The organism is Halomonas sp. BL6, assembly GCF_006228115.1.
In the GTDB taxonomy this organism is placed as follows: Bacteria; Pseudomonadota; Gammaproteobacteria; order Pseudomonadales; family Halomonadaceae; genus Vreelandella; species Vreelandella piezotolerans.
Genome location: NZ_VDGL01000002.1, coordinates 20,755 through 33,402, shown reverse-complemented (window position 1 = coordinate 33,402; position 12,648 = coordinate 20,755). Strand labels below are relative to the sequence as shown.

Annotated in this window: 11 protein-coding genes; 10 read left to right on the top strand and 1 reads right to left on the bottom strand. The window is 54.7% G+C overall.

Annotated elements, in window-relative coordinates; all coding sequences use genetic code 11:
• Positions 1-162: 162 nt before the first annotated feature.
• The 10 genes from FHJ80_RS03710 to FHJ80_RS03665 all read left to right on the top strand — a co-directional run bounded on the left by FHJ80_RS03710 (position 163) and on the right by FHJ80_RS03665 (position 9,568).
• Complete coding sequence (locus FHJ80_RS03710) at positions 163-567, top strand: hypothetical protein (protein ID WP_139525702.1); 405 nt, start codon at positions 163-165, stop codon at positions 565-567.
• 10 nt (positions 568-577) lie between these two features.
• Positions 578-829, top strand: a complete 252-nt coding sequence (locus FHJ80_RS03705; RefSeq protein WP_139525701.1) for a hypothetical protein — start codon at positions 578-580, stop codon at positions 827-829.
• An 86-nt stretch (positions 830-915) separates the two neighbouring features.
• The gene (locus FHJ80_RS03700; protein ID WP_139525700.1) at positions 916-1,314 is read left to right on the top strand and encodes a hypothetical protein; all 399 of its coding nucleotides are present in this window, start codon (positions 916-918) and stop codon (positions 1,312-1,314) included.
• A gap of 186 nt (positions 1,315-1,500) precedes the next feature.
• Positions 1,501-1,905, top strand: coding sequence for a hypothetical protein (locus tag FHJ80_RS03695; protein WP_139525699.1), 405 nt, complete (start codon positions 1,501-1,503; stop codon positions 1,903-1,905).
• A gap of 10 nt (positions 1,906-1,915) precedes the next feature.
• Complete coding sequence (locus tag FHJ80_RS03690; protein WP_139525698.1) at positions 1,916-2,647, top strand: hypothetical protein; 732 nt, start codon at positions 1,916-1,918, stop codon at positions 2,645-2,647.
• 1,003 nt (positions 2,648-3,650) lie between these two features.
• A complete protein-coding gene (locus FHJ80_RS17425) occupies positions 3,651-4,031 on the top strand; it encodes a hypothetical protein (protein ID WP_255303863.1) in 381 nt (126 codons plus the stop codon).
• 457 nt (positions 4,032-4,488) lie between these two features.
• Positions 4,489-5,823 (top strand): hypothetical protein, encoded by a 1,335-nt coding sequence (locus FHJ80_RS03680; protein WP_139525697.1) that lies wholly within the window; start codon positions 4,489-4,491, stop codon positions 5,821-5,823.
• A 34-nt stretch (positions 5,824-5,857) separates the two neighbouring features.
• Positions 5,858-6,277, top strand: a complete 420-nt coding sequence (locus FHJ80_RS03675; RefSeq protein WP_139525696.1) for a hypothetical protein — start codon at positions 5,858-5,860, stop codon at positions 6,275-6,277.
• Positions 6,278-6,498: 221 nt separating this feature from the next.
• Complete coding sequence (locus FHJ80_RS03670) at positions 6,499-7,710, top strand: YeeE/YedE family protein (RefSeq protein WP_139525695.1); 1,212 nt, start codon at positions 6,499-6,501, stop codon at positions 7,708-7,710.
• 178 nt (positions 7,711-7,888) lie between these two features.
• Entirely contained in the window at positions 7,889-9,568 is a 1,680-nt protein-coding gene (locus FHJ80_RS03665; protein ID WP_139525694.1) for an NAD-dependent malic enzyme, read from the top strand.
• A 69-nt stretch (positions 9,569-9,637) separates the two neighbouring features.
• On the opposite strand, the gene acnA is transcribed toward FHJ80_RS03665, so the two are convergent.
• Positions 9,638-12,385, bottom strand: coding sequence for an aconitate hydratase AcnA (acnA, locus tag FHJ80_RS03660; protein WP_139525693.1), 2,748 nt, complete (start codon positions 12,383-12,385; stop codon positions 9,638-9,640).
• Positions 12,386-12,648: the final 263 nt, after the last annotated feature.

The following is a 12,648-nucleotide window of genomic DNA, read 5'->3' as shown; positions in this document are numbered from 1 at the left end:
AGCGTGAGCTCGATTGTAAAGAGTAGATCTCATGAATCACCATAGGAATACCTATATCATGCCAAGCGCAACTAATGTGGCGCTTGGCATATGCCGTAATATTACTTTGTGAATGAATATCTTATCGAGCAGCATAATAAAGTAAAGCGCTAATTAAGTTGAGTGAAAGTCGCCTTTCCCACTTTGCTGGCGGGTGAAACCGTCAAGCTATCCGAAAATGCCCGAGGCGGGTTCTGGGCACCTGCAAACAGTTATGAAAAAAGCCCCACCCAACAAGGTGAACGGGGGGCTGTGCTACCCGCTGACGCTGGCTATGACACTGACGATGTACGCGTATGGCAAGCCTGGATTCCCGCCAGTGAACAGGCTGAGCGCGAGCCGTTTGTAATGACAGTGAATTATGCAGAGACGCTGCTCGCATCATCAGAAAGCAGCTTGGGCTTTACCTTTTACAAGCCGAATGCCGCCCGAGGCAAAAAAGAGATCGAGCCCAATAGCGAAGAAGGCCAAGGCATCAGCCTGCCCGCCCGCTTTGACATCACGGTACCCATGAGTTTAGAAGAGTAAGGATGTTAATATGTGGTTTGTACAACCCAAGCAGGACTATATTCCAGAGATGCCATGGAAGCATACAAATGAGCCGGCCCTCATGAGCTGGCAAATTCGGGCGCGAAATTATGACATCTTTGGCGCGAATGTTCTATTGGCTGCATTAACGATTGTTAGCTTAGGCGGTGCTTATTTTTCTTTTGACACTGCTTCACTTGTTTTTGAAACATTACTCCCTTCTCTTTTAGTTGGGGGGGGATGTTTTTTATTTTTATGCTAATCGTTATGAGTATGACCCATCAGACTACTATCCTTGTTTATCGGTTTACAGATCAGCATGCAGAGGAGTGTTCTTGGAAGCCCCAGATGGAGTCTGTAAAACCATTTTTGAAATGGTCGGCTATTATCTCGATGCCAATTGTTCTAGTGCTTATTATTATGGATCCATCACTGCTCATTACCAGCCTAGGGCCGCTGGCAATGGGCTTTGCGGCCTGGGTGATGGGGACATCAAAAGGCTATCAAGCGCTGCATGGAATGCAACACCACGACTACGATTGGCGTAATGCTGACAAAATCTACCTTTATCCGGGAAGAGATATCATTGGTTTGAATGTGCCTTGGTATCACCCTGAAATGGATGAGATGATACCGGAAGGTATCAGGGAGATTTATTGCAAGGAAGGTGAGCGCGATAAGGTTTTGAGTTTTTTGACAAGTAATCTTCCGGATATCGAAGTTGTAGAAGAAAAGTTTCATCTGTGACGGTGGGGTGTATACGTGATTAAGATCGTGAGCTCGATTGTAAAGAGTAGATCTCATGAATCACCATAGGAATACCTATATCATGCCAAGCGCAACTAATGTGGCGCTTGGCATATGCCGTAATATTACTTTGTGAATGAATATCTTATCGAGCAGCATAATAAAGTAAAGCGCTAATTAAGTTGAGTGAAAGTCGCCTTTCCCACTTTGCTGGCGGGTGAAACCGTCAAGCTATCCGAAAATGCCCGAGGCGGGTTCTGGGCACCTGCCAGTAGTTATGAAAAAAGCCCCACCCAACAAGGTGAACGGGGGGCTGTGCTACCCGCTGACGCTGGCTATGACACTGACGATGTACGCGTATGGCAAGCCTGGATTCCTGCCAGTGAACAGGCTGAGCGGGAGCCGTTTGTGCTGACAGTGAATTATGCAGAGACGCTGCTCGCATCATCAGAAAGCAGCCTGGGCTTTACCTTTTACAAGCCGAATGCCGCCCGGGGCAAAAAAGAGATCGAGCCCAATAGCGAAGAAGGCCAAGGTATCAGCCTGCCCGCCCGCTTTGACATCACGGTACCCATGAGTTTAGAAGAGTAAGGATATTGATATGTGGTTTGTACAACCCAAACAGGACTATGTCTCTCAGATACCATGGAAGCATGCGGATGAGCCTGACGTCATGAGTTGGCGAATTCGTGCGCGTAATTACAATATATTTGTTGCCAATATTTTGTTTTCTGTTTTGTTTTTTGTTTGTTTGGGGTCGGCGTATTTAATGTCCTTTGGAGGCTGGAGTTTATTGTCTAAGTTTTTAATAGGGGGGGGGATGTTTTTATTGTTTTTACTGATCACTATGAGCATGACCCACCAGACCTCTATCCTTGTTTACCGGTTTACAGAGAAAAATGCTGAAGTGTGCTCCTGGAAACCACAAATGGATGCAGTAAAACCATTTTTAAAATGGTCCGCTATTATTTTGATGCCGATCGTTCTGGTGCTGATTCTCATGGACCCCTCGCTACTTATTACTAGCCTAGGGCCGCTGGCAATGGGCTTCGCGGCCTGGATGATGGGATCATCAAAAGGCTACCAGGAAATGGCCCGAGGAAGTCGACATGAAGAGATTGACTGGACAAAAACGGAGCATATCAAGGTCTGGCGAAAACGAAGCATGATTGCGTTGACGTATCAGTGGAAGCCTTTCAAGCGTAATTCTAGCTATCGACCGAGAACGCATCTTCTCTACTGCTTTCCCGAAGAACTGGATGACCGCATTCAGTTCTTCAAGGAGCACCTGCCTGATGCTAAATATGAAGAAGGAAACATTGACATACCATAAAACTCGGCTTTTCGCGAGCCGGAGGTATTACATTTTGAAGCGAAGGGGCTGATATAAAAAGATAGTAATAAGGCCCCGTTCAAGCTCGTGATGACCCTGCTGTCAATCCTGCATCAGTTCTCGGTTAATCTCATGAGAGCATTGCGGAGGGAGAAAATATCACGAGCGTATCAGGGCTGCTGGGTACAAATCGCCTTTCCCGCTGTGCTGGCGGGTGAAACCGTCAAGCTATCCGAAAATGCCCGAGGCGGGTTCTGGACACCTGCCAGCAGTTATGAACAAAGCCCCACTCGACAAAGTGAACGGGGGGCCGTGCAACTGGGTGGTGAAGGTGAATCCCAAGCAAGCGAGGCATATATCTATATTGACCCCCGTGGTGGAGTCGGTAGTGGTAAGCGCTACATGCCTTCCTCTTTTGCGCGGCGCGGTAATCCTGGTCGTTGGCAGCTCATTGAAGCTTGAGTTTTTTATATTACTGTAAACAGGATATCCATTATGAGTCAGAAGGCACCAGACTTACTTCAGCCCGATACGGCCCAGCCTCATAAGGCGGGAGATACTCAAGCCATTCCCGGTGGCCGTATTACCTACTTGGCCCCAAGCCCTCTACCGACGACGCATGAGGCGCTGGATTTGAACGGCACCATTAGCAACTTGAATGACGTCTGGCTGGATGTGGGTGGCGGGTATATGGATGCTTTTGGCTGGCAATTACTGACTGGTGGGACGTTCACTTTATTGCTTTTATTAGCTCTCTTTATTCCTAGTTTGGCTTGGATAATGATGCCTGGTACATCTTTCGGTTTTATGTGGGATGTCTACAAGTTTGGTTTTTGGGCAGGACTTGCAGGGGGGCTGTTTTTTTGGCCATGTATTGGGGCCACTGGACAGGGCTTAGACTTCTGCGGGATACCCCCCCGTTCGCTTTCACCGCCAACGCCGCGAAGTCTGTTTTGTGCTGGAGGGCGGGCAAGGAACGGTGATCGTTCCCTGGGAATCACTGATGGCGTGGGTGGTAGAGGCCCGTGGTGCGACCCAATACGGCGTCCAGCAGCAGTTCGGTATGGGGTTTGGCTACGCGCATCCAGAGACCGGCCTGTGGCTCAAACAGGAATTCATGACCATGGCAAAACCCCTGGCCATCAGTCACTGGGAAGCCATCCGTGCCTCTATGGAGTACGAGGTCCATTCACTGGCCGAGGTGCAGGATCCTCAAGTAGTGAGAAATCAAGACGACCCACCCTGGGAAGGCGTGCACACGCTGCGCAACGCGCACGTCGCCATATCAATCAGCGCCGAGCCAACGGGGAGATCGGTTGGCTGTACTGGAGCTTTTGGTACGCCATCGACATCATCCAGCTCTGGAACCTGCCGGGTTACTTAACGGAATGGGATAATAAGCGTCTGAGCAAAACGCGGCCTAATTTACTGCCTGCGGATATGGTGGCGTGGTCGCAACCCTTGCCGGAAGAGCAGTGGGCTAAACCAAGTGAGGAACTGACCAAGCTCTCCGAGGAAGTGCGCCGCATACGTGCACACGACCCGGCGCTGCCGCTTGAAGTGGTGTTTTCGGTAGCCTACAAAAGGCAGGGGCTGGAAGCCTGATAAGTATTAGCTAAACGAACACGGCACTAACCTATTAGTAGAGAGACGAATATCGCCGCAGACGGTGCATGCGACCTACCTCTACTTATACCCAGGGAAGGCAGCCTGCCTTCCCTAGCCTCTACGCTGCGCCACCATTCGTCGCCAGCGATCGGGCCTTCGGCTTCAGAGCGTTGAAATAGGTACCTGGCCCAGTATGCCGCTGACCCCCTGGGCACCCTGAACAAGGATGAAGCATGTTTAAAACGACTACCAACAAAGCGCTACCGCCCATGCGCGCGGGCGAACGGGAAAGCCGTGCTGGGGGCGAGCAGTACTGCCTAAGCCCCTTGCCGTTACCGGTGAATAGTGAGTACGCCGTGGATGTGGCCCATATCGATGTGCGCCACGATGAAGCCACTATGGATATTCGCCAAGGTGCCAGCCCGGACACCATGATGACGGCGGGGCATATGTTAAGTGGTTTAACGCTATTTATGAGTGGTTTTTGCCTAATACTTTTAATGGCAACCCTAATTAAAAACACGATGCAAGAGGTAGCCTTTGCAGTATGGGCGGGGGGACTTTATTTTTCCTTTCTGTTCGTATTTACCCTAGCCATTCTCTGGCTCAATACGTTATTCAAGCGTATGCCGCCCATTCGCTTGAATCGTCAGCGTCGTGAAGTGGCCTTTGTGGTGGATCCCCCAGGCCGTTTCTGGCTGCCCGCCCCTCAAAATCTTTGGCTAGCCTCGACGGCTAGCCTAGCGGTGTCTGCCTCTGGGTTTATGGGCCTCATTGAAATAGGCGAGTGGCTGCGCGGTGCTCGTGAGAGCTTTCCCTTCGGCTTTATGTTGATGCATGTCGGTGGGTTTGCCTTTTTCTTCGTTTATCCCCCCCTTTACGACCTCATCTGCCGACTCTGCAAGCGCGAGCGCCGTACGGTACTGGTGCCTTGGGAGGACGTAGTGGCGGTGTGTGGGTTCAACCCCAGCTTGGGGCCGGGGGCCATCACCGGTTTTGGCTGGAACTTCGCGCTGCTGCCGCCGGACCCCGAGCGCCCTGGCTACACCCTGCCTGGAGCAGGCATCATCGTTGGCGTGGGCGGTTTGCCGGGGGCCCTGGCCCAGTGGGAGTACATCCGCCGCTTTATGGAAGAGGGCATCGATGCCACCACTTCCGCCGCCCGAGAGTGGGGCGTGGAGTGGTACGACGCCTACGTGGCCCGCGAAAAAGCAGAATGCGAGCGCACCAACGACGTGGCCCGCTGGCGGCGCTTTCGACGTAAGCGCTTGTGGGAGCATGCCCGCTTTGCCCACTGGTACACCGAGTACCGCATGAAGCATATTTTGCCCAAGGCCGTGCCCAGCGACTGGTTGGCGGAGTGGTCGAAGCCCCTACCTGAGTCCCAGTGGGCCAAGCTCTCCCAAGCCGTGAACGACCTGAGCGAACACTTGTGTGCTGCCTATCAGCGCGGCGAGAAGTTTGTGGAGATGGGCGATATCGAAAAGCGGTTTGGTGTAGCGGCCCCAGCTACCGCACAAGCCCCCTATCCTTCGTTTCCATTTAGGACGAAGGCGGAGCAGGCATAATTATTACCCCATGGTTAACGACAAGGATGACGTAATGAATAACGCGACGAAACAGGAGCACTGGCCTATGGATACACTGGCCATCGTGACCTGCGGCCAGTGTGGCTATTCATGGGCTGTCAAGGACAAGCAAGTCACCACGCTTAAGGAGGGGGACTCGTTAACTTGCCCACAATGCCACCATGAAGCTTCACTCGATCGGGACCAACTGGCCGATTTGACCGCTCATCTCACTCATGTCGATAAGGTGACAGGGAAAGGCAGCACGTGGGTCACTATCGCTGCTTTAGCCGCTTTTTTGGTGGGTATTGGCAGTTTCTTGGGCCTAGTGCCTATCGGAGTTGTCGTGATAGTCATGATCCCAGCGGTGTGGGCGATGGTGTCCTCTTCCTCCGAAGCGAAAAAGATCAGACCCGTCCGGTTGGCGTTAATGTCGTCTGAGCGGTATGAGTGAGTAGTAGTGAATATCCGTGTGCCAGCGAAATCGTCCTTTTGCATTTGACGTTGTGAATCCATCAAGACCTGCTGTCTGACTTTATATTCTTTTTTAGAATATGTACCTTTGAATAAAGAATTTCCGACCTTTACACCTCAACGTTAGGCTTATAACTATTGTCAAAATTAGCCAAGCGCCTCGCTATTGCAGGCGCTTTTGGCGTTACTTATAGGTGAATTATGGCAACGACCTCAACGTCGGCACCGATCAATTATCGCGTGCCTCTTTTAGCGACGGCGGCCATTGTGCTGAGTTCGCTGGTCATTGGCGTGGTGTTCAGCGCTAATATCGGCTTGCTGATGATCGTGGGCGGGCTGCTGGGCATGGTGCTTTACCATGCGGCGTTTGGCTTTACGGCCGCGTGGCGGGTCTTCATTACTGAGCGCCGTGGTCGTGGGCTGCGGGCGCAAATGATCATGCTGGCGATTGCGGTGGTGCTGTTCTTCCCGGCGCTCGGCGCGGGCAGCCTGTTTGGTACCGAGGTGAGTGGCTTCGTTGCCCCCATTGGTCTGTCAGTGCTGGTCGGTGCCTTTCTGTTCGGGGTAGGTATGCAGCTAGGTGGCGGCTGTGCCTCTGGCACGCTCTTCACCGCAGGCGGTGGTAACGCGCGCATGCTGATTACCCTGGTGTTCTTCATTGTCGGCTCGGTGATTGGCACAGCTCACTTTGCGTGGTGGCAAAGCCTGCCTGCTTTCCAACCGGTATCGCTGGTCAATGTCGCCGGTGTAGGGGGAGGCATCGGCATCAGCTTGGTGCTGTTTGCCGCGATTGCTGCGTTCACAGTGATGATGGAAAAGCGCCGCCATGGCCATTTGGAGCAGGCCCCGGTAGTGGATAAACCGGGTAGTGAGCGTTGGTTGTCGGGCCCTTGGCCGCTGGTGACCGGCGCGGTGGCGCTGGCACTGCTGAATTTTGCCACGCTGGCATTGGCAGGGCGTCCGTGGGGGATCACCTCCGCGTTTGCGCTATGGGGCGCCAAGAGCTTTGAACTGGTAGGTGGCGATGTGAGCCAGTGGGGCTATTGGCAATCGCCTGGCAATGCCGCCGCGCTGGAAGCCAGCGTATGGAGCGATATCACCACGGTGATGAACGTCGGCATTATGCTTGGCGCCTTGGCCGCCGCGAGCTTGGCAGGACGTTTTGCACCCAACTTCCGAATTCCACTGAAATCGGTACTGGCAGCAGTGATCGGTGGAATCATGCTGGGTTACGGCGCCCGCTTGGCCTTTGGCTGTAACATCGGCGCTTACTTTAGCGGTATTGCCTCTGGCAGCCTCCACGGCTGGGTATGGATGGTGGCGGCGTTCGCCGGGAACATGGCGGGTGTTAAGCTGCGCCCGTTCTTCTTTGATGGGGAAGCGGGACGTCGACCCGTCGCCAAAAGCTGTTAGAAGGCTCACGTTAGTGGCGTCTAGAAAACGTCTCGGCAATGCCGAGGCGTTTTTTTTTATGCCCTTTATTTATGTCTCTTCCACCTTTGTCGTACTAGCATGTTACATTACGCTCAAACGCCGCCAACGCCCAGCGTTGCTGCATTGCAACAGCAATTGACATAAAAAGAGAGTGCCTATGTCTACGACGAGTAAACGCCCCTTATACATTCCTTACGCCGGTCCTTCTTTACTTGAAATGCCGCTATTGAACAAAGGCAGCGCGTTTACTCAAGAGGAGCGGTTGGCGTTTAACTTGATAGGGCTACTACCCCAAAAAGTCGAAACCATCGACGACCAACTGGAACGTGTGTACCGTCAGTACCAGCAGTGCCATAGCGATCTCGAACGCCATATCCATCTACGCGCCATTCAAGATGATAACGAAACGCTCTATTTCCGGCTGGTGTCAGAGCACCTGGAGGAAATGCTGCCGATTATCTATACGCCGACGGTGGGGCAGGCGTGTCAGGAGTTTTCCAATATTTATCGCAACCACCGGGGGCTATTCATTAGCTACCCCGATCGCGAGCATATGGATGACATTCTGCGCAGTGCTACCAAAGATAACGTCAAAGTGATCGTCGTCACCGATGGCGAGCGTATTTTGGGCCTGGGGGACCAGGGCATCGGCGGCATGGGTATTCCGATTGGGAAGCTCGCGCTCTACACCGCCTGTGGCGGGATTAGCCCGGCCTATACGCTGCCCATCATGATCGATGTAGGGACGAACAATAAGGCGCTACTGGATGACCCGATGTACATGGGCTGGCGTCATGAGCGGGTGAGTCAGGAAGAGTACGATGCCTTCATGGCGGAGTTCATTTGTGCCGTGAAGCGTCGCTGGCCGAACGTGCTACTGCAGTTTGAGGACTTCGCTCAGGCTAACGCTGTACCGCTGCTAGAGCGCTATCGTAACGAACTGTGCTGCTTTAACGATGATGTGCAGGGGACGGCGTCTGTGGTGGTCGGTACGCTCATGGCGGCTTGCCAAGCCCGTGAAGAGACGATTGCCCAGCAGCGTGTGGTATTCGTGGGCGGTGGCTCTGCGGGCTGCGGTATTGCTGAGCAGGTGGTCGTGGCCATGGAAGCCGAAGGTCTGACCGAATCCGAAGCACGGGCACGTATCTTCATCGTCGACCGTGAAGGGCTCATGACCACGGATCAGTCGTGGCAGCGGGATTTTCAGCGTCGCTTAGCTCATGACCCTGCCCTGGTCGCCGAGTGGAATGGCCAAGGGCTTGAAGAGACCATTGCCAACATCAAGCCAACGATTCTGATTGGTGTCTGCGGTCAGCGCGGTATCTTCACCGAGCAAGTCGTTCGGACCATGCACGCAGGCTGCGAGCATCCGGTCATCATGCCGCTCTCCAACCCTACCTCGCAGGCTGAAGCGGTACCAGAAGACGTGATTCGTTGGACCGATGGCCAAGCGTTGGTCGCGACCGGTAGCCCGTTTGCCCCCGTAGTGTATAACGGCCGCACCTATCCGATTGCCCAGTGCAACAATGCTTATATCTTCCCCGGCATTGGCTTGGGTGTGATTGCCGCGAATGCCAACCGGGTCACCGATGAGATGCTGATGAGTGCCTCAAGGGCGCTGGCGCGTGAAGCACCGCTGGTGAAAGAGGGTAAAGGCGCGCTGCTGCCGCCGCTGTCGCGCATCCGTGACATTAGCAAATCGATAGCCTTCGAGGTGGCGGCACAGGCGCAGCAAAACGGCGTCGCGTTGAAAACCAGCGGTACCGCGCTGCGCGAGCGTATCGAGTCTGCGTGCTGGTCGCCGGAGTATCGTTTCTATCGCCGCCGCGCCTTCTAATCTCGGCACCCGAGCAAAAAAAAGCCCCCACCGAGGTGGGGGCGATGCAAGCATTGGTAGGTCGTACCTTTAGGCTGCGCCGATCATCTTGCGCAGCACGTAGTGAAGGATACCACCGTGACGGTAGTACGCCAGCTCATTGACGGTATCAATTCGGCACTTGGCATCAACGGTACGTTCGCCGTCACTATTTTTAATCACGACCTGAACGTTACCGCCGGGGCTCAAATCGCTCAACCCCGCAATCGAGATCTCTTCATCCCCCGTTAATCCCAGGCTCTCACGACTTTCGCCTTCCGGGAATTGCAGCGGTACCACGCCCATGCCGATCAGGTTAGAGCGGTGGATGCGTTCGAAGGACTCGGCGATCACAGCACGCACGCCCAGCAGTCGGGTGCCTTTGGCTGCCCAGTCACGCGAGGAGCCGGTGCCATACTCTTTACCGGCAATGACCACTAACGGCGTGCCTTCCTCTTTGTATTTCATGGCGGCATCGTAGATGGCCATCTGTTCACCACTCGGCACATGGCGCGTTTCGCCGCCTACCACGCCGTCGAGCATTTCGTTTTTGATCCGCACGTTGGCGAAGGTGCCGCGCATCATCACTTCATGATTGCCTCGGCGCGAACCGTAAGAGTTGAAGTCGACCGGCTTCACGCCGTGCTCTTGCAGGTAGCGGCCGGCGGGGCTGTCGGGCTTGATGGAGCCCGCTGGAGAGATGTGGTCGGTAGTGACGGAGTCGCCAAGCATCGCCAGGACACGCGCATTTTTCACGTCCTCGATGGTGTCTGGCTCCCGCTGCATGCCTTCAAAGAAGGGCGGGTGCTGAATATAGGTCGATTCCGGCCACTCGTAGACCTTACCCTCCGGCACTTTGATGGCTTTCCACGTCTCATCGCCTTCGAAGACGGCACCGTACTCCTTGCGGAACATCTCGGTGTTCACCTTCTCGACGGCGCTGGCGATATCGGCCTGCGAAGGCCAGATGTCTTTCAGATACACCGGGTTGCCGTCGCTGTCCTGGCCGAGCGGGTCGGTGGTCAAGTTGCACTGCACGTTGCCCGCCAGTGCATAGGCAACGACCAGGGGCGGCGATGCCAGCCAGTTGGTTTTGACCAGTGGGTGAACGCGGCCTTCGAAGTTGCGGTTGCCCGACAGCACCGATGCCACGGTGAGGTCGCCATTGTTGATGGCTTTTTCGATCTCTTCTGGCAGGGGGCCTGAGTTGCCGATACAGGTGGTACAGCCGTAGCCCACGAGGTTGAAGCCTAGCGCATCCAGGTCATCGTCGAGGCTGGCCGCGGCGAGATAGTCGGTGACGACTTTGGAGCCGGGCGCGAGCGATGTTTTCACCCAAGGCTTGGTGGTCAAGCCCTTCTCACGCGCGTTACGCGCCAACAAGCCTGCCGCCATCATCACGCTGGGGTTCGAGGTGTTCGTGCACGACGTAATCGCCGCAATGACCACGGCACCGGGGTCCAGGCTGAAGTCCTGCTCGCCCATCGTGACGGTCTGGCTATCACTGTGTTTGAAGTCGTGTTCGTAGCTGCGGTCGATGCCCACGGCGGTCTGGCCGCCTTCAGAGGCTAGCTTGCCCTTTTCGGTGCTGGGCAGCGCCTTGCCGTCTTCTTCCATGACCTTGCCAAACGCACTGACCATATCTTTGAGTGCAACACGGTCCTGCGGGCGTTTGGGGCCTGCTAGGCTGGCCTCTACCTCGTTCATGTCCAGGCTCAGCGTGTCCGTGAAAATCGGCTCATCGCCCGGCTCACGCCACAGGCCCTGGGCCTTGCTGTAAGCCTCGACCAGGGCAATCTGGCTATCTTCACGGCCGGTTAGGCGCAGGTAGTTGAGCGTTTCGTCATCCACCGGGAAGAAGCCACAGGTGGCGCCATACTCAGGGGCCATATTGGCAATGGTGGCGCGGTCCGCTAGCGGCAGGTCTTTTAAGCCGTCGCCATAAAATTCGACGAACTTACCGACCACGCCTTTCTTGCGCAGCATTTCAGTCACGGTGAGAACGAGGTCCGTGGCAGTAATACCTTCGCGCAGTTTGCCGGTCAGTTTGAAGCCAATCACTTCCGGAATGAGCATGGAGACCGGTTGGCCCAGCATGGCGGCCTCCGCTTCGATGCCGCCCACCCCCCAGCCCAGCACACCCAGGCCGTTGATCATGGTGGTGTGAGAGTCGGTTCCTACGAGCGTGTCGGGGTAGGCAACGGTCTTGCCATCTTCCTCTTTGGTCCACACCGTGCGGCCTAGGTACTCCAGGTTCACTTGGTGGCAAATCCCGGTGCCGGGTGGCACGACGCTGAAGTTGTCGAAGGCTTTCTGGCCCCAACGTAGGAATTCGTAGCGCTCGCCGTTTCGCTGCATCTCGATATCGACGTTTTCTTGAAACGCCGTCGGATGACCGAACTTATCGACCATCACCGAGTGGTCGATCACCAAGTCCACTGGAGAGAGTGGGTTGATGCGGGCAGGGTCTTCGCCCAGTTTTTCCACCGCCGCGCGCATGGAGGCGAGGTCGACCACGCCAGGCACACCGGTAAAGTCTTGCATCAATACCCGCGCCGGCCGGTAGCCAATTTCACGGCTGGATTTGCCCTCTTTTTGCCAGTCCACCAGCGCCTGCATATCGTCCCGTTCGACGCTCTCATCGTCTGCAAAACGCAGCTGATTTTCGAGCAGGATTTTGAGCGTCTTGGGCAGTCGGTCGATATTGCCTAGCGTCTCAGCCGCCGTGGGCAGGCTGTAGTAGTGATACTCTTGGCTTCCTGCCGTCAAGGTATGAAGCGTGTTGGGTATCTTGCTCATTCCATTCTCCTCTGATTGCTTGGCGTTGCGCGACGGTCACTGTTTATCTGGGTATGGCGATGTTGGCTATGGCGGTCTCATCGTGGGGTTTAACGACGACTGACGTAATATCAGTATGGCTGATTAATCAGACATGGGTGTTTCACGGTGCGCTTTCAAGCCGTCTTCGCCTAATAGCGTAGGCGAGCCCTTGTAATCGCTTGTACTTGACGCCATTTCAGGCAGACTCTCTTGCAACGTTATCTGCTCAATTGTGACAAAGG